This is a genomic window from Sphingomonas trueperi, from assembly GCF_011927635.1.
In the GTDB taxonomy this organism is placed as follows: Bacteria; Pseudomonadota; Alphaproteobacteria; order Sphingomonadales; family Sphingomonadaceae; genus Sphingomonas; species Sphingomonas trueperi.
In genome coordinates this window covers 1-15,990 of sequence record NZ_JAATJB010000030.1, presented here as the reverse complement: position 1 = coordinate 15,990, position 15,990 = coordinate 1, and the positions used below count along the sequence as shown (strand labels likewise).

Here is a 15,990-nt window from a genome sequence, read left to right as displayed (position 1 = left end):
CCGGCGTAAACCGCTGACGTCCCATACCAATCTCCAATTCTCACGCCCCGCAGGGCTCTCTTCAGAATTGGACCAGTTTTTCCAAGGCAGACCACCAGATCGAGGACATCCGCGCGCGCGGCGAGGATCTGCAGTCTGCGACGCAGAAGGTCGCCAGCGCCCAGCGCTCCGAGCCGGGCAGCACATCGTCGGCTGACGACGGGATTGTGGATGCCGAGTTCGAGGAGGCGGACGACGCGAAGAAGTGATCCGGTCCGTTCCGCTGATCACTGTTTGGTGAAGTGGCGCCTGCCGCTTGCACGGATGAATGAAGGCTCGGTCAAATGAACCAGGACGACATCGCTGAAGGAGGGCAGTCTCCGGAGCCGCAGGAGCAAGGGGTGGAGAAGCCCGAGTCCAAGCAGGCGGCCGCATCGGAAGCCGACGAGCTGCGGGAGCGGCTCCTGCGTGCGCTGGCCGATGCCGAGAATGCCAGAAAGCGAGCCGATCGCGCGCGTGCCGAGGGGCGCGAAACCGGCATTGCAGACCTAGTCTCGAAGATCGTTCCCGCTCTCGACAGCCTCGATCTCGCCATCGAGGCGGCCAGCCGGACGGAGGAAGGAACCCGGCCGAGTGTCGATGCCCTGTTAAACGGGCTCCGGGCGACCAGTCGCGCGTTCCTCGATGCGCTGGTCAAGGTTGGCGTCGAGCGAATATGCCCCGGTACGGGCGAGGCGTTCGACCCCAACATCCACGATGCGATCTCATCGCGATCTGATGACGAGACCGGTGATGGCCTGGTCCTGGAGACCCTCCAGCCCGGATACAGGGTTGCAAGCCGGCTTGTGCGGCCCGCGCGCGTCGTGATTTCAAGGGCGAGCTGAGCGAGGAGGCGGATCCGATGATACGGTTCGCCTCCGCCGCTGACGCCCCCGGAACACGGCAGAGCTTTGGCCGGCTGCTGCGGCGCTCGGCCCGGTCCACAAGGGGCAACTGGTGGTGCGGCGTGCTCGCCCTCGTCTCGGCCGCGCATGTCGACCCGGCGCCTGCGAAAAGCGAGCCCCAGCTCCCGACTTTCGAAGTCCGCGAGGTCGGCAGCGGCGATCGGCCGAGCTATGAAATCGCAATCCTCGCCCCGACTCGCTGGCCTGACCGGTCGGTGCGGACGGGCTTGCTGAGGAAAGCGGCGCAAGTCGCTGCAGGCCGAGGGGCGCGCTGCTTTGCGATCGAACGCGCGCAGTTAAGCCGCGATGTGTCGTATGTGCCGCTCCGATCCGGCCATATGACCGTTTCGACGAGCGGAAGCGCGGCCGAATGGCGCCGTTACTGGCGGCTCTATCAGCATGTGCTCGACAAGCCAGGCGTTCATTTTGGCCTCGGATCTGCACCTCGAATAGGAAGCAAGGTAGTCGAGGGGCGGATGATCATTCGTCTCTGCGGACCTGGTGTCGAGACGTCGGGCGATCTCTTCGAAGTGGAACAGATTTTGTCACGCATTCACACTTCCGACCCAGCCGGAAGCCGTTGATGGTCTGATCCTCTCTCTGCGACCTCGTCTTTGCAGATGTTCTCGCGAGTCAAGGTGGCGGAGTAGGCGTATGTCCGTTGTCGTCCTGATGATCGAGCACCTCGGTAAGGTCTTCCTGTCGACGCACCCGAACCATGCAATCGCCTGGTCCACCCTTTTGTCCTACGTGAACGGCGCCTGGGCTGAACATTTCCCCGATCGGCCGCCTCCAGACAACGAGGAAGAACGCGTCACGATGTTCTTCGCGGGGGAGGGGGACGAGTATGTCATCGCGGAGGCGGACGTCGAGACCGACACGACGCTGCATTAGGCAAGTGCCTGCTGGTGCACGACTGACGTCCGCTGCCCCGTCAGAGCGAAGGATCACGCGTCCGTTCGGTCCCGGATCGGCTCCACATCCTGGGCGAGTGGGGACCGGGCGCCAGCTGGCGGCGACAGCATCGCCAGCAATTCCGCCAGGTCCATCGACGCGAAGCTCACGGAACTGTCCGCCACGCCATACGGCATGATCAGGCGGCCGGCGTGCGCCAACGCCCCGCAGGTGTAGACGACGTTGGGAACATAGCCTTCGCGTGCTTCATCCGAGGGCGAGAGGAGCGGCACTGCTGTTCGGCCGATAACGCGGCTGGGGTCATCCCGATCGAGCAGCAGCGCCCCGATGGAATATTTGCGCATGGCGCCGACGCCGTGGGTGAGCACCAGCCACCCTTCTTCCAGCTCAATAGGTGATCCGCAGTTGCCGATCTGAATGAGCTCCCAGGCATATTCGGGGCGGGCAAGAAGTTCGCCATGCTCCCAGCGATTGAGATCGGAGGAGCGCAGCAGATAAAGGCTTTCGCCATCCTGCCTGCCGATCATCAAATAGTCTCCGTCGAAACTACGCGGGAAGAGCGCCATGCCCTTGTTGCGTGCGGCGCTGCCTTGGAGCGGACGAAGCTCGAACGTCTCAAAATCGCGGGTCTCGAGGATTTCCGAGGAGATCGCCTTGCCGCTGTAGGCGGTATAGGTACCGTAATAGGTAAAGCCGCCATCATCCTGCTCGAACCGTACGAGGCGTAGGTCCTCCAAGCCGTTGCGCTGCGCGGGCGTGAATGGAAACAGCACCATCTCGTCGAGACGGTTGCTGCAGTCATGGCGGCGAAAGACGACTCTGCCATCGTCGTGGCTCTCGGCTTTGGCGGCGACTGCAAGATCCGGTTCCGGCTCGAGTTCGAGCGAGCCGTCTGGAAGGACGATGCCTTGGCGGAACGTCACCGATGAGATGTGCCCCTCGCCGACGGCGCGCAGGGACAGGATGAAGCGCAATGCGCCATGCGGGAGCCCCGTCTGGTCAGGATGAGGCACGATGCTCGGGTTCATGACAGCAGCGGCACCGAACGAATATTCATGGCAAAAATAGGCGCCGATAAGCTGCCGCTGCGAACGGTCTAACGAACCGGTGAGACCAATGTCGGTCGCGACCTGATCGTATCGCTCTTCGAAAACCTTGCGAATCTCACGGTGCCGGCTCTCGAAATCCGCGAGCACGAGGGCAAGCTCCGCTTGGGTCGTGCGGCCGTCCATCGCCCGCACGGCAGCGATGATCCGGCGCATCCGCTCATTATCGACAGGATTGAGGTGCCGCGGCTCCGACGCGATTTGCAAGGGCCGGACGACCACTCTGGAAGGGTTCGGAAGGAGGTGCAGGCTGGATTGGATCAGCGGCATGCCTTGCCTCCGGACGCGGCCACCTGGCGCTCCTCGCTTGTGTCCAACGCGGCCGCCTCGTTGCGCAAGCGCGCGATCGCCAGGGCGGCAAACTGGAAGGCGAGGATGGATTCTGCGCCTTGGTTGAGGTTCACCCGATCCACCTGCAGGCCATCGTAGCAACCGCCATCGGGGCTCGCGATCCGGACGCCGAGATCATTTGCGCCAAGATACCAGGCAAACGCGGCTTCGGCATGGTCCCGCCATCGGCGATCGCCGTCCTGCGCGAATGCGAGCGTGCAGGCATCGATCGTCGCCCAGGCCTCGAGCGGCTGCTGATCGAAGGCACGCGGCGGTTGAAAGGCCGCGCCGAAGCTTTGGGTGCCGACCGGCCGGAAATGGCCTTCCGGAGCGGTCTGCTGGCGCCGGAGCCAGTCCAGCGCCTCCAGGGCGTCCTGTCGCATGTCCGTGCGACCGAGAACGGTACTCGCCAGCAGCAGTGCTTCCGGCAGGCGGGCATTGTCATAGGCAAGGACCGGCTCGAACCACGTCCAGGCGTCCCGCCTTACTGTACGAAGCAGGTCGAGCAGCTCCCCGGCGAACGATTCAAGTTGAAGCCTTGCCGGTCGGTGGCCCGGGTACACGCTGAGATGCGCTGCTAGGCCGAGAATGGCGAAGGCGCGGGCGCGGGGGCTGGTGAGGAATGCGCTTGCCGGGATCACCTTGTCTGCGAGCGCCGTCGCCCAGAGCTTGAGACCGTGATTGCGGGTGAGCTCGGCCGTACGGCCGATCGCCCAGACAGCGCGGCCGAAGCTGTCCTGCGAGCCTTCCTGTTCGAGCCAGTTCCGGTTGAAAGCCATGAAGTTGCGAAAGCGCTGTGACTGCTCGTTCCAGGCAAGGTCGACGAACGAGGCGTAGGTAGGCGCCAGGGCAAGCGCGCGCTTGGCCTCGATTCGCTCTGCTTCGAACTGCGTGGCGAGCATCAGCGCGCGGGCGTTATCATCGAGGCAATAGCCATGGCGCCGGTCGGGGACGGTGGACCGACTGTGCTGCAGCATACCGCACCCATCGGTCAGCCGCGCCACGGCGCTGAGGCTTGGCTTCGGCGGCTTCGACTTGGAGGCATGGAGCTGCACGACGCCCGGCTTACCAAAGACCTCGATGCGCGCCCGCTGAAAAAGCGTCGTATAGCGCTCCGCCACCACAGGCCAGATCATGTCACGGCCGGCTTGATAAGCGTTGCGCCGCATCTCGTCGCGAAGGTTCCTGTTGGACAGAACGGCGCCCACGGATCCGGCGAGCGCCTCGGGCGAACCGAAGGGGACCAGCTGACCGCGACGCCCGGCGAGCAACTCCTGCGCGTGCCAATAGGGGGTAGAGATCACCGCCTTGCCCAAGCCGACAGCGTAGGCGAGCGTTCCGCTCGTGATCTGCGCCTCGGAGAGATAGGGCGTCACATAGATGTCGCAGGCCGAGAGCCACGCCTGCAAGGTCGGCGCGTCGACATACTCGTTCACGAAGCGCACATGGCTCTCGAGACCGAGGCGGCGGACGCGACTTGCCAGCTCGTCGCGGTAGCGTTCGCCCTCGCGCGCCGCCAGATGAGGGTGCGTCGCGCCGAGGACGATGTATACGAGATCTGGATGGTCCTTCACGAGGCGATAAAGCGCTTCGATCATCACCTCGATGCCCTTGTTTGGGGAAAGCAGGCCGAAGGTCAGGATGACGCGATGGCCGTCGAGCCCGAAGCGGTGCTTGTGGAAGGCTGGGTCCAGGAAGGGCAGATCGGGGATGCCATGCGGGATCACGGCGATCTTGCCGGCCGCCACCTCCATGTCACGGGTAAGAATCGTTCGGCCCATCTCGGTCATGACGACCAGGCGGGATGACCGCTCGGCGAGAGCGCGCATCACCCGTCGTTGATCCGGGTCGGGCTGCGTCAGCACCGTGTGAAGCGTCGTCACGACCGGCGCCCGAAGCCTCTCGAGCATCGGCAGCAAGTAGCCGCCTGCCTTCCCACCGAAGATGCCGAATTCATGCTGAACGCAGATGACGTCCGGATTGAGCGCATTGAGGTGGTCCGCAGCCGCCAGGTAGGCGTCGGGATCGTCCTGCGCGATCTCGTAGCCTACTTCCTCCGGGTAGCGGTGCCGCGTCCCAGGATCGTTCATCGCGACAGTGGAGAGACTGGCGTCGGGCGATATCTGGCGCAGCGCGTCGTGCAGATCGGCGGTGAAAGTCGCGATGCCGCAGCGTCGAGGAGGGAAATTGCCGATCAGCGCGATGTGGCGAACCGGCGGCGTCAGAGCATAGCCGTTCATCTTACTCTCCATTCCGGGCGTCTTCGAGATCCGTGTCGCCGATCCCTTTTCCTGCTCACGAGGCGGCGGGCGTGGCGATCGACAGGGCGGCGGTTCGCTGCGGTCGTCGCGGTGGCGGAGGCGTCGCTTGACTGGCGCGTTGCACCAGTCGTCGTACCTCCTGGGCACGCTCCCGCGGGATCACCAGCACGACGTCATCCGTGGCAACGATAACGAGATCGGACACGCCCAGCGCGGCAACGCGGGGCCCGCTCGTCCGAATGAGGCATCCGTGGCTTTCCAGCGCTAGGACATCGCCGTGCAGCGCATTTCCGCTGTCGTCCTGCGCTTCGATCTCATGAAGCGCATCCCAGCTCCCGATGTCGGACCATCCCACGTCGACGGGAACCACCGCCATGCGCGCGGCGTGCTCCATCACGACATAGTCGATCGATTTCGCCTCCACGGATGCGAAGGTGGCTCTATCGGGAATCACTCGATTGCCCTCGCGATCGGCGGTCGCCAAAGCCTTGCGAACCGATCCGAGAAGTCCCGGCGCGTGAACCGAGAGTTCCTCGATGAGGCGGTCCGAGCGGAGGAGGAAGATGCCTGCGTTCCAAACATATCGGCCATCGGCAAGCATGCGTTCCGCGCGTGCCGCCTCTGGCTTCTCGACAAAGCGGTTCACCCGGCAAATCTCGCCGGAGAGCGGCTCTCCCATGTGGATATAGCCATAACCGGTCGCGGGGCGGTCTGGAGTGATGCCGAACGTCACCAGCCAGCCATCCTGGGCCAGGGGAAGAGCCCGATGCACGGCTTCGCCGAAGGACTCCACGTCCCTGATCACATGATCGCTCGGCATGACCAGCAACAACGCGTTCTCATCCGTGCATTCGAGCGCCGCCATGGCGAGGGCGGGGGCGGTGTTGCGCCCGATCGGCTCGAGGAGCAGCCGGGAGGGTGGGCATCCCACCGCTTCGAGCTCTCCGAGGATCTGCCGCTCATGGTCCTGGCTGGCGACGACGACGGGGGAGCTTGCTTGCGCGATGCTCCTGGCGCGCAAAGCCGTCTGCTGCAGGAGGCTTTCTTCGCCTGCCAGTGGAAGGAACTGCTTCGGCGTCTGCTCTGTGGAGAGTGGCCACAGTCTCGTCCCTGCGCCGCCGGAAAGGATGACGGGGATGAGCTGCATGAATCAGGCCTTTGTCGCGAAGTCCCGCCATGGGAGCGGCGCGCTCCAGGGACACTTTTCCGATTTCCTTTCAGCTTTGGGCGCGATCCTGATGGCCGCACCCGCCGCCAAGGCTACGTGAGGGTAAGGAGGGCGCGGCTGCCCCGCCCTGCGCTAGATCAGTCGTAGCATCACTGCCTGCTCATGAGGCCGGCTGTCGCGAGCGGCGGCGCTCTGGATCAGAGAAACCGCTGGCCGGCATGGTCGCGGAACCGGTCGGCCGAGCGGACATAGTCCGAGAGGACTTGCACCGTCTTGTGGCGGCTGACCTCCTGCATCTTGAAGATCGTCGCGCCCTGACTGGCTGCTTCGGTCAGGAACCCCGCGCGCAGCGAGTGACCGGAGAATTTGGCGGCGTCGTAGCCGGCGGCACCGGCATAGCGCTTGACCAAGCGCGCGACTGCCTTGTCGGACATCGGCTCGCCGGTAAGTTGGTCGCTGCGGGTGAGGCGGCGGAACAGCGGGACCGTCGCTTCCTGCGCGGGCGTGCGGACAACTTCGGCCTCCAGCACCCGCACGGCGCTGATCCATTCGAGCAGCAGCGCCTTCGGGCGCAGCCGGGTGCCTTCGGGGATCGCGATCGTCGTGCCTTCGCCGGCTTGGTCCGTTTTGGTGGTGCCGAGGTAGAGTTCGATCCCGTGGTCGAGGATGCCGACATTCTCGAGCGTCAACGCCACCAGCTCGGAACGGCGCAACGCGGCGGCCATGCCGATCGCGAGCGCGGCACGATCGCGACGGGCGCGCAGGCCATCGCCCTTGATCTGCGCCAGCATGTCGCGGAGCGCGGTGGCGTCTGCGGGCTCCTTGCGGGTTTTCTTGGCCCGCTTTTCGTTGCGGATGCCGGCAAGCGCCTCGCGCAGGCCGCCCGCTTCCGGGTGCGCGGCCGGCGCTGGATAGTTGCTTGTGCGATGATGGTGGCCGATCGCGGCCACGCGCCGTTCGATGGTGCTTGGCTTAAGACCGGACGCGGCCTGGTTCGCGACGAACGCGGCAATCTGTTCCGGATGTGCCGGCATCGCTACGAGGCCGCGCGTGCGACACCAGTCGGTGTAGATGATCCAGTCGGAGTTATAGGCGCGATGGGTCGCGGCGGCGCGCGCGGCTTTCTTGTAGGCGGCCGCGCGTTCGAGATCCTCGTGGAGCACGGCAAGCATCGCGGCGTCGGGCGCCAGCGCCGGCAGCGTGACGGGCTCGGGCTCGGCTTGGTCGGGACTTGGGTCGTGCAAGATCGGTGCCGCAGTTCGATGGACTGTCAGCGCCGGTTTGCCACCTGTAGGTTTTCCTTAAATGGTGGACGGCATCTGCCCGGCGGCAAGCTCCCGAAATAGTGGATTTGTGCCTGAACTGGACGTCACCATCTTCGCCTTAGGATCGAACCCACATCGGCGTTAGTCGGCGCTCATGGCATCAGATGTAGTGCCGAAACGGCAGCGGCGGTGCGGTAACGGTATGGGGCGATGCCATCAGGATCTCACCCACCCGGTCCGCGAACTTGAGCGTCACGGGCAGGGCGCTCGCGAAATCGCAGGCGTTGTAGTTGACCTTGGTGAGCGCAAGGATGTCGCCGAGCACCTCTACGATGTCCCCTTCGCCATGCGTCACGTCGACGGTGAGCGGCTTGGGTGTCTCGAACCCTTGATAACCTGCCAGCCGGGGTACGAACCCCCGCGCCCAAAGGTAACCTGACCAGTCACCCACGGTAAGGGCCGTGCCGCGCAGGACCGGTGTCGACGCGGAGGGGCGGAACAGCCGAACGTCATCGAGCTGCTTGATCCTGACTCCTACCAGCTGTGTTTCAGTGGGTACTGCGCTGCAAAAGCCGTCCCACTCATCGTCGGAAAAGCGGTGACGCCCATGGATGAACAGCTGGTTCGGTGGCTTGCCGTGCTTGAGCTTATAGCCCTCGACCACCGAGGTCATCAAATTCGCCGCCGCGCTCCTCGACAGGTGATATTCCTTGCGCTCGTCGGAGTACCAGGGGCCAAGGGCGCCGCGAAAGACGAGGCCGTCGCCTGAGTTGAGGAACATCTGCGCGGCGCAACAGGCCTCGCCCGTTGCCGCAGGCGTGTCGTCGTTCTTGAACACCAGTCCGACGTAGCACACGCCAGGCCGGACATGGGCTAAGGCCCAAGGCTTCGCGTCCATCTTGAAGTAGAGCGTGGTGCAGAAGTTCCAGGCAACCGTGGCCTCGTCCTGAAGGCCGCGTCGGCGGTCGTTGGCTATGTTGAGGTTGCGGTCGACCAGCGTGCTTTCGAGGATCAGCTGGAGGACGACGCCGTCCTGCAGCAACTCGGCTTTCAGCTGGTGGTGGAAATTGTTCGAGAACAGGTAAGTTTCGGCATCCCGCACCGTGTCGGGGAACAGGTCGCCGCCCATCTGGAAGAAGCGTTTGGCGTCCTTGAAGCTCGTGATGTCGGAGGGGGTGCGCTCGTCCTTGGGCGGTGGTGCGACCTGGGGGCGTCCATAGCGATAGACGACGTCCGGAACGACAACGAGCCAGACGTCGGGACGGCGCTCCTCGGCGCGGATGTGCGCGCGGATCGCGTCGGCGAACAGCAGCACCGTGGAACGAACCGCGTCGGCGCGATTGTTCTTCTTGATGCAATGATCGATGTCGCCGCTCTTGACCGCTAGCTCGACCATGCCGCGGGTCGGCAGCGGGATGCCGAAGCAGGCCTCGAAGCCCGGCCATGCGGGTGCCCATAAGACGGGCTTGCCCTTCGCATCGACTTTGCCGGGTATATGCAGGCTGATCCGCTCTAACCAGCGGCGGGATAGGCCGACGCCGCTCTCCGTCCCGATGACGCCCAAGCGTACCTGGGAGCGGCCATCTGGACCTTCGAGCGGCCCGAAGAGGAAGAGCCCATCTTTTGGCGCTTCCATCTGCTGCCCGTGACCGAACTCGAGCAAAGGCTCGGCGATGCGGTGCGTGAGGATGCTCATGCGTCGGCCTCCTCCGGTATCTCATCCCGGTCAAAGGCCGTTTCGAAGTCCTCTGACAGAGTTATCTGGCCTCCGTCGTCTTCCTCGGCTCGGCGGTCTTCTTCCGCGGCGAAGCTGACTGGAAAGTCGAAGCTCATCGGTAAGCTAGCGACGGTGAGGCGCTCACCGGACGCGGCAATGTCTAGTGCCGCTTCACCTTCGGCAAGCCAGCCCATCGCGGCGAGCAGCATGTCGCGCCATTTGTCATTGAACCAGGACCGCGTGAGGCGCAATCGGATGCGCTGCAGCTGTTCACCCGGGAGCGGGGTTCGGCCGTCGGTCGTCACCGCAACATTGGCATGGACCCGGAAGAGAGCATCCGGCCAGAGCTTGGGTTGAGCGACAAGGCACAGGTGCCAGCGCCGATCCTTGAACTTGCCGCTCAGGACACGGTCGACCCGATGTCCATCGCTCAGCGTCAGCTTCACTCTTCCGTCGATGAGTCCGTCGGGGAAGAAGCGGCCTCGGGCGCCCGAGGCGAAATCGACAGGAAGTAGCCCGAGACGATGCATGGCCAGGTCCCAGTGCTGACGCATCAAATTGACGGCGATCCGCCGTGCATTGGAACGCTCACCGAAGTGGCGGCTATAGGTACCGTCGATCACGCCGTTGAATGGCAAGCTGGCGCGCGCCTTCAAAGGCGGAGCGCCGTTGTCGAGACGCTCGATAGCATCGGGTCCGCAGAAGGCGATGGCGCCTCCCTCGTGAAGCACATGGGGAACACGCGTAAACTGGCTCCAGGCTTCCAGCTGCGCAGTCGTTCCCTTCGCCTCCAGGATCCAGACGTCGGGCCTCGCCCGGAGTTCGAACCAGTTGCTGTAAAGCGTCTCGGGATTTGGAGTGACCAGCTTTCGACCGTCCTCTTGGGCAGCAACGATCATCGCAAGCTGCTCGGCGTCCGGATGCTCGACCTTCAGCACACGTGAGGTGTCGAGCGTTTCGAGCAGGGGCTGAAGACAGGCCGCCCAATTAGGGAACGCATTGTGTGCGTTCTGGCGGAGGATCTCTGTTGGGAAATCGCCGAAATCCACGTCGGCAATCCGGATCGGAATCATGAACTCCGCGTCGCCGAGCTTGCGACGCATGACGTCGCCGAGAGCGAGCTCCTTCTTTACGCCTTGCTTGCCGATATGCTCGGACACCACGACGATCTGCTTGATGGCCTCGTGCCGCAGCACGTGCTCGATCTTGTCCCAGAAATCGTCGCCACCCCGAAGCGCGCGAACGTCGACCCAGACCTTGTATCCGGCCGTGGTTAGGCGCCCGGCAAGCCACCGGGCGAAGCAATTGTCCTCAGGATTGGCGTGCGTGATCAGAATTGTGTCGCGCACCGGTGTCGGAGCGGTAGTCATGGGAGTCCCCGCCAGCAGAGTGCCGTACCTAAAAGCACGAACGTGCGACTACTCTGCCAGAGGGCGCACGTTGGTGATGGTGATGCCTACATCGGCACTCGCAAGTGGCCCGTCCGTTGTGAGCATCTCGGCTTGCAGGTCGATCGCCAAAGCAAGGCACGTCCGATCGCCGAGAGAAAGACCGAGCGCCTTCGTGGCTGGCCGGAGGTCGCCTACTATGAGTGCCTGGGCAGGAGTGAGCGGCCGGACATCAAGATGCAGCCCGCCAAGCGCCTCACGCACCTCGTCGAGCGGCAATCCCCGGTCCCGTAGCTTGGAGACGACCTCTGCGAGGTTGGCTGTTCCGATGATGCTGCGGGTCAGGACGTCGACTACCCTATCCGCCCCGGGTTCATCGTTCAGAAGACAGAGCAGGGCGGAGGCGTCGAGTACGACTTTGCTACTCACGCTCCGCCTCACGCCGACGCTCCGCGATCAGCTCGTCAGCCAAGCCGACGCCTTCGGGCACATACTTGCGCAGGATGGCGCGAGCACGCTCAAGTGCCTTAGGTACGGAACGTACCCGCAATTCGCCATCGTCCACATCGACGAGAACGGTGTCACCCGTGGTGATCCCGAGCTCACGGCGCATTGCCGCCGGGATCACGAGCTTACCACCGTCCACGATTTTGACCCTCTGTGCTTCCATCTGCACCAATCCCGCTGCTCTGACCTGTCCAACGGCTTTATACCGGAGGGCAACGTCGGACGCCAGCGTGCAGGGAGGGATCGATGCACGGCTGGTCACCGAAATATCGTTCATCAATAATGGAGCAGCTACTTAGACCCGGTCTGCTTAGCTAGGCTCCGTAGGACCGGCACTTGCCGTTCTGAGCCGCCTGCTGCATGATTGGCTCACAAGGGTATACCCAAGAAGGCCGGGCTGAAGTGACGAGCAAATGGCAGGCATCGAGATGAAGGCGGCGCGGGTTTACCTGCGTGTGAGCACGGACGAGCAGGACCTGACACGTCAGGAGAGCATCGTGGCGGGCGCGCGGGCGGCAGGCTTCTACATTGCGGCGGTCTACCGGGAAAAGGCATCAGGCGCGCGGCCCGACCGATCCGAGCTGCTGCGCATGGTGGCGGACCTGCAGCCGGGCGAGGTGGTGGTGGCCGAGAAGATCGACCGCATCAGCCGCCTGCCTCTGCCGGAGGCAGAGCTTCTGGTGGAGACGATCCGGGGCAGAGGGGCGCAGTTGGCGGTGCCGGGCATCGTGGACCTGTCTGACTTAGTAGCCGACAGCGCCGGCGTGGCGCGAATCGTGCTCGAGGCGGTGCAGGACATGCTGTTGCGCGTCGCGCTGCAGACGGCTCGGGATGACTATGAGACCCGGCGCGAGCGGCAGCGCGAGGGCATCGAAGTTGCGAAGAGGGCGGGGCGTTACACCGGCCGCAAGCCGGATCTCGCCCACCATCGACGCATCGTAGGTCTGCGCGAGGCGGGCATGAGCATCGCGAAAACCGCGGAGCTTGCCGGATGCAGCATCGCGCAGGTCAAGCGGGTGACGGCCCTGGACAGAGCGAAAGGTGCCGGAACGACTTCTGCACCTGCTGCTGATCCCAAGTGATTCAGTTCGGCGTCTGACGCGCTTCGATGCAGGGTTATGACACCTATAAACCCGCGGAAAAGCGAAGGCGGGGGGCAGTGTCACAACCGGACGGCTCCGACACCGTCCCGATTGGGATGGTATTTCGGGATTATGGAAGTAGATCGGTTAGCCGGTTCCACCTGAGACATCAGGAGCCACTTTGGGGTCCGGGTCCTGCGCCTTGCCGGTCGCGGGTGCCACCTTCTGGCTCGGCATAGCGGTGAGATAAGCAACGATCGCATCGACGTCCTTCTCGGCCACTGGCGCCTTATACACCTCACGCATCTTGGTGACGGTCGCCTTCCACTGATCCGCCGATAGCGCAGGCTGGGTCAGCGCCATGCTGGCTGAGTGGCACGAGGTGCAATTGGCATTGATGACGTCGGCGTGCGGACCGTCGGGGTAGGTCGCGTCGTCGGCCGGCAGGTCGACGCTGGTCGAGGCAAGCGAGAAGCCGCGCGCTGACACGCTGGCGGCCGGTGCCGGCTCAGACATCTCGGAGATCGGAACGGGCGCCTTGCGGCTGCTCGGCGCGCCGATCGAGACGAGGATGATGCCGGTCAGGCCGATCAGGCCAGCAGCCATCATGCCGGGAGACGGAGTCTTCATGATTTGCTCGCTCCTCAGGCCGCGATGATGGTGGTGGTTTCAATGTTGCCGCGCATGAACCCGCCGGGATTCCAGATCGGCTTCATCGGCTGAGCGACACCGTTGGTGTTCCAGCAGCGCACCATGATGGGGTTAGGCCCGCGTCTCAGCGGCACCCGCCCGTCCCAGCGCCGGAAGCTGTACCTGCCCTCGTCCGCTCCGAGCGTCGTCCTGTACCAGGTGCGGCCACCGTCCGACGACACATCGACCTTGGCGACGCCGCAATCGCCGCCCATTGCGATGCCGCCGACCGGGATCGACGCTTCATAGGCGATCGCCTGACCATCGGGCAGGCTGGTCATCCAGCTACGCGGGATCATGCGATTGATCGGTACGGTCGGGAAGTCCTTGGCACCGGGCGCGACATTCGCGCCGGGTGTCGCGGGGATCTTGTAGGCCTTGGCCATCCAATACTGGTCGTCAGGGCCGGGCAGTACCTCGATCGCGTTCAGCATCTTGACCCAATAGGTCGAGTACCAGCCCGGCACGATCAGCCGGCAGGGAAAGCCGTTGAGGAGCGGCAGTTGCTCGCCGTTCATGCCGAAGGCGATCATGACCTCGCCGTCGCGGGCATGGTCGATGTCGAGTGCCTTCTCGAAGTCAGGAGCGCCCGCCACGACCGGCTGATCGAGAGCGCCGAAGCGCACCTGCACCGCGCCTGCCTTGACCCCGGCGAGGTCGAGCACGTCGCGCAGGCGAACGCCGAGCCACTTGGCGTTGCCCATCGCGCCATTGCCCCATTGCGCGCCGGCGACGCGCGGCTGGAACAGCCCGCGGCTGTTGCCCGAGCACTGGTTCACCGCCGCCATCTCGACCCGTGGAAGGCGCAGCAGCTGAGCGAGGCTGATCGACAGCGGCCGATTGACGTGGCCGAAGACGTTGAGGCGGAAACTTTCGACGTCGATCGAGGTCGGTATGTCGGCCCAGTGCCAGCGGACGAAGAACTGGTCGTTGGGCGTGAACACCGACTTGTCGAAGACCTCCATCGGCGTCTCCAGCAAGGGTGGATGGACGCGCTGGAGGATCATGCTGCCCTTGCCGGGAAAGGCGCTGGTCATCGGCCGCTCGGCATTGCCGCCGGGCAGCTTCAGGTCGACGAGCTGCTGCGCCAGTGCCGGCGCGGCGGCAAGGCCGGCGGTGCCGAGCGCGGCATGGCTGAGGAAGCGGCGACGGCTGGTCTCACTCGCCAGCCCGGCGTCGAAATTGTCCATGACAAGGCTCTCCTGTGGCCAGTCACACTGGCGGATCGAAGGGGCATTCTGCAAGTGATCGGACCGACTGATCCGATCATCATGGCGGATCAGTTCGGGGTGGCGATGCAGGGAGAGACGAACAGGTTGCCCCGCCATGCACCGGCTAGCGTCTTGGCACCGACCAGCAGCCACATCGCCGCGAGCGCAACCGTCAGCACCGTGCCGACGATACCGAAAAACATAAGGTTCAGCGTCGTGCCGAGGCGGAAGGTGGCGACGGTGTAGACGCCGAGCGGGAAGGTGTAGCCCCACCAGCCGAGGTTGAACGGCACGCCCGCGCGCCAGTAGCGGATGGTGATAAGCGTCGCGAGCGCCAGCCACCACAGGCCGAAACCCCAAAGGCAGAGCCCGGCGACAACGCCGATCCCCTGCGCGACGGTGCCGACGCCGGCTAGCCCGTGCGCGGTGAGGATCGCCGGCGCATCCGCGCCGAGCACCAGCATGCCCAGAGCACCCGTGCCGATCGGCCCCAGCGCCAGCCAGGAAGATGCCGCCATGCTTTCATGCGGCAACTTGTGGAGTGCCATGCGCAGGATGAGGATGGCGAGGATGCCAAACGCGACCGGCACCGAATAGGCCCACAGCACATAGGAGGTCGCGAGCGTCACTATCTGCGCGTGGGGATCGGTTAGATGCGGCGCGAGCAGCCCGCCGCTGGCGCCCGCCACTTCGGCAGCGACGACCGGCAGCAGCCATACGGCGGTCATGCCGTCCAGGCTGTGCTCGTGGCGGGTAAACATCAGGTAGGGGATCAGCACGCCGCAGGCGAGCGACATGGCGACGTCGATCCACCACAGGATATGCGCGACCGGCACGATGCCATTTCCGAACCGCGCGATGCCGAAGGCGAGACAGCCGTTGATGATCGTCGCCAGCCCCATCGGAATGGTCCCGATGAACATCGACACGGTGTTGTGCCCGAAGATGCGCCGCGCCTCGTGCCCGAACATCACCCAGCGCGCGCCATAGAGGCCGGCGAACAGCGCGAAGAGCGCGATATTGAAGAACCACAACACCTCGCCGACAGGTTTAAGCGAAGGCCCGATGCCGGGCACCTGCGGCAGCGCGAGGGCAAGGATGCCCGTGCCCATCGTCGCGGCGAACCAGTTGGGCGTGAACTGGCGGATCATCTCGCGGGGGTGATCGAGCCGGCTGAGCGGCTTGAGGCCGCTGAGAACGGAGTGCGTGTCGGCAGTCATGCGACCTGCTCCTTGATGAGATCCGTCAGCGCGTCGGCCGCGCGGGTGCGATAGCGTTCCTTGTGGCGCAGCGCGTGAAAGGCGCGGTCGGGCAGCCCGAGCGGCAGCTCGACTGGACTGCCTGCGACGACTGGTCCGGTTGCATAGTTAGTTGATGCGCGCCTGTGATGCCAGCCTGGGCGGGAGGCGTAGCGTAGCGGAGCCGAT

16 protein-coding genes and 1 pseudogene are annotated in these 15,990 nt (G+C 64.5%); 5 read left to right on the top strand and 12 right to left on the bottom strand.

Annotation, left to right across the window (positions count from 1 at the left end):
- Nucleotides 1-323: 323 nt before the first annotated feature.
- The 3 genes from GGR89_RS21765 to GGR89_RS21755 all read left to right on the top strand — a co-directional run bounded on the left by GGR89_RS21765 (nt 324) and on the right by GGR89_RS21755 (nt 1,817).
- A complete protein-coding gene (locus GGR89_RS21765) occupies nt 324-863 on the top strand; it encodes a nucleotide exchange factor GrpE (protein WP_007406296.1) in 540 nt (179 codons plus the stop codon).
- 17 nt (nt 864-880) lie between these two features.
- Nucleotides 881-1,507: a hypothetical protein gene (locus GGR89_RS21760; protein WP_125974932.1), complete on the top strand. Its 627-nt coding sequence runs from the start codon at nt 881-883 to the stop codon at nt 1,505-1,507.
- A 70-nt stretch (nt 1,508-1,577) separates the two neighbouring features.
- Nucleotides 1,578-1,817, top strand: coding sequence for a hypothetical protein (locus GGR89_RS21755; protein WP_007406266.1), 240 nt, complete (start codon nt 1,578-1,580; stop codon nt 1,815-1,817).
- Between the two features lie 53 nt (nt 1,818-1,870).
- Here the strand turns inward: GGR89_RS21755 and GGR89_RS21750 are convergent, their stop codons facing one another.
- The 3 genes from GGR89_RS21750 to GGR89_RS21740 are packed head-to-tail and all read right to left on the bottom strand — an operon-like array spanning nt 1,871 to nt 6,682.
- Nucleotides 1,871-3,214 carry a glycoside hydrolase family 130 protein gene (locus tag GGR89_RS21750; protein ID WP_037569485.1) on the bottom strand — a complete coding sequence of 448 codons (1,344 nt, stop codon included), beginning with the start codon at nt 3,212-3,214 and terminating at the stop codon, nt 1,871-1,873.
- On the bottom strand, nt 3,205-5,514 hold the full coding sequence (locus GGR89_RS21745; protein ID WP_007406278.1) for a glycosyltransferase family 4 protein: 2,310 nt from the start codon (nt 5,512-5,514) through the stop codon (nt 3,205-3,207). Before GGR89_RS21745 ends, GGR89_RS21750 begins: the two co-directional genes overlap by 10 nt.
- A gap of 55 nt (nt 5,515-5,569) precedes the next feature.
- Nucleotides 5,570-6,682 (bottom strand): mannose-1-phosphate guanylyltransferase/mannose-6-phosphate isomerase, encoded by a 1,113-nt coding sequence (locus tag GGR89_RS21740; protein ID WP_125974934.1) that lies wholly within the window; start codon nt 6,680-6,682, stop codon nt 5,570-5,572.
- Here GGR89_RS21740 and GGR89_RS22750 point away from each other — a divergent pair.
- Entirely contained in the window at nt 6,681-6,803 is a 123-nt protein-coding gene (locus GGR89_RS22750; RefSeq protein WP_277600104.1) for a hypothetical protein, read from the top strand. The two genes, GGR89_RS21740 and GGR89_RS22750, sit on opposite strands and share 2 nt — an antisense overlap.
- A gap of 97 nt (nt 6,804-6,900) precedes the next feature.
- Here the strand turns inward: GGR89_RS22750 and GGR89_RS21735 are convergent, their stop codons facing one another.
- The 5 genes from GGR89_RS21735 to GGR89_RS21715 form a co-directional block, all read right to left on the bottom strand.
- Nucleotides 6,901-7,947 (bottom strand): tyrosine-type recombinase/integrase, encoded by a 1,047-nt coding sequence (locus tag GGR89_RS21735; RefSeq protein ID WP_007406283.1) that lies wholly within the window; start codon nt 7,945-7,947, stop codon nt 6,901-6,903.
- Between the two features lie 181 nt (nt 7,948-8,128).
- Nucleotides 8,129-9,664 carry an argonaute/piwi family protein gene (locus tag GGR89_RS21730; protein ID WP_007406262.1) on the bottom strand — a complete coding sequence of 512 codons (1,536 nt, stop codon included), beginning with the start codon at nt 9,662-9,664 and terminating at the stop codon, nt 8,129-8,131.
- Nucleotides 9,661-11,055 carry a toll/interleukin-1 receptor domain-containing protein gene (locus GGR89_RS21725; protein ID WP_007406249.1) on the bottom strand — a complete coding sequence of 465 codons (1,395 nt, stop codon included), beginning with the start codon at nt 11,053-11,055 and terminating at the stop codon, nt 9,661-9,663. Before GGR89_RS21725 ends, GGR89_RS21730 begins: the two co-directional genes overlap by 4 nt.
- Before the next feature lie 48 nt (nt 11,056-11,103).
- Nucleotides 11,104-11,502 carry a type II toxin-antitoxin system VapC family toxin gene (locus tag GGR89_RS21720; protein ID WP_037569483.1) on the bottom strand — a complete coding sequence of 133 codons (399 nt, stop codon included), beginning with the start codon at nt 11,500-11,502 and terminating at the stop codon, nt 11,104-11,106.
- The gene (locus tag GGR89_RS21715; protein WP_202795898.1) at nt 11,495-11,857 is read right to left on the bottom strand and encodes an AbrB/MazE/SpoVT family DNA-binding domain-containing protein; all 363 of its coding nucleotides are present in this window, start codon (nt 11,855-11,857) and stop codon (nt 11,495-11,497) included. The genes GGR89_RS21720 and GGR89_RS21715 overlap by 8 nt, the downstream gene beginning before the upstream one ends.
- A gap of 151 nt (nt 11,858-12,008) precedes the next feature.
- On the opposite strand from GGR89_RS21715, the gene GGR89_RS21710 reads away from it, so the two are divergent.
- Nucleotides 12,009-12,662, top strand: a complete 654-nt coding sequence (locus tag GGR89_RS21710; protein WP_007406279.1) for a recombinase family protein — start codon at nt 12,009-12,011, stop codon at nt 12,660-12,662.
- 147 nt (nt 12,663-12,809) lie between these two features.
- Here the strand turns inward: GGR89_RS21710 and GGR89_RS21705 are convergent, their stop codons facing one another.
- From GGR89_RS21705 to GGR89_RS22510, 4 genes and pseudogenes are all read right to left on the bottom strand, one after another.
- Nucleotides 12,810-13,292, bottom strand: coding sequence for a c-type cytochrome (locus tag GGR89_RS21705; RefSeq protein WP_007406258.1), 483 nt, complete (start codon nt 13,290-13,292; stop codon nt 12,810-12,812).
- A 14-nt stretch (nt 13,293-13,306) separates the two neighbouring features.
- Nucleotides 13,307-14,542: a molybdopterin-dependent oxidoreductase gene (locus GGR89_RS21700; protein WP_007406293.1), complete on the bottom strand. Its 1,236-nt coding sequence runs from the start codon at nt 14,540-14,542 to the stop codon at nt 13,307-13,309.
- 89 nt (nt 14,543-14,631) lie between these two features.
- Nucleotides 14,632-15,783, bottom strand: a complete 1,152-nt coding sequence (locus tag GGR89_RS21695) for a TDT family transporter (protein ID WP_007406242.1) — start codon at nt 15,781-15,783, stop codon at nt 14,632-14,634.
- Nucleotides 15,780-15,990 (bottom strand): annotated as a pseudogene (locus GGR89_RS22510) (hypothetical protein); the annotation flags it as partial. The pseudogene GGR89_RS22510 and the gene GGR89_RS21695, both read right to left, overlap by 4 nt.

Coding starts and splice junctions, on each gene's coding strand:
- GGR89_RS21710 (WP_007406279.1), top strand. CDS start 12,009: ATGAAGGCGGCGCGGGTTTACCTGCGTGTGAGCACGGACGAGCAGGAC.
- GGR89_RS21695 (WP_007406242.1), bottom strand. CDS start 15,783: ATGACTGCCGACACGCACTCCGTTCTCAGCGGCCTCAAGCCGCTCAGC.
- GGR89_RS21725 (WP_007406249.1), bottom strand. CDS start 11,055: ATGACTACCGCTCCGACACCGGTGCGCGACACAATTCTGATCACGCAC.
- GGR89_RS22750 (WP_277600104.1), top strand. CDS start 6,681: ATGAATCAGGCCTTTGTCGCGAAGTCCCGCCATGGGAGCGGCGCGCTC.
- GGR89_RS21705 (WP_007406258.1), bottom strand. CDS start 13,292: ATGAAGACTCCGTCTCCCGGCATGATGGCTGCTGGCCTGATCGGCCTG.
- GGR89_RS21750 (WP_037569485.1), bottom strand. CDS start 3,214: ATGCCGCTGATCCAATCCAGCCTGCACCTCCTTCCGAACCCTTCCAGA.
- GGR89_RS21700 (WP_007406293.1), bottom strand. CDS start 14,542: ATGGACAATTTCGACGCCGGGCTGGCGAGTGAGACCAGCCGTCGCCGC.
- GGR89_RS21760 (WP_125974932.1), top strand. CDS start 881: ATGATACGGTTCGCCTCCGCCGCTGACGCCCCCGGAACACGGCAGAGC.
- GGR89_RS21715 (WP_202795898.1), bottom strand. CDS start 11,857: ATGAACGATATTTCGGTGACCAGCCGTGCATCGATCCCTCCCTGCACG.
- GGR89_RS21730 (WP_007406262.1), bottom strand. CDS start 9,664: ATGAGCATCCTCACGCACCGCATCGCCGAGCCTTTGCTCGAGTTCGGT.
- GGR89_RS21765 (WP_007406296.1), top strand. CDS start 324: ATGAACCAGGACGACATCGCTGAAGGAGGGCAGTCTCCGGAGCCGCAG.
- GGR89_RS21745 (WP_007406278.1), bottom strand. CDS start 5,514: ATGAACGGCTATGCTCTGACGCCGCCGGTTCGCCACATCGCGCTGATC.
- GGR89_RS21755 (WP_007406266.1), top strand. CDS start 1,578: ATGTCCGTTGTCGTCCTGATGATCGAGCACCTCGGTAAGGTCTTCCTG.
- GGR89_RS21740 (WP_125974934.1), bottom strand. CDS start 6,682: ATGCAGCTCATCCCCGTCATCCTTTCCGGCGGCGCAGGGACGAGACTG.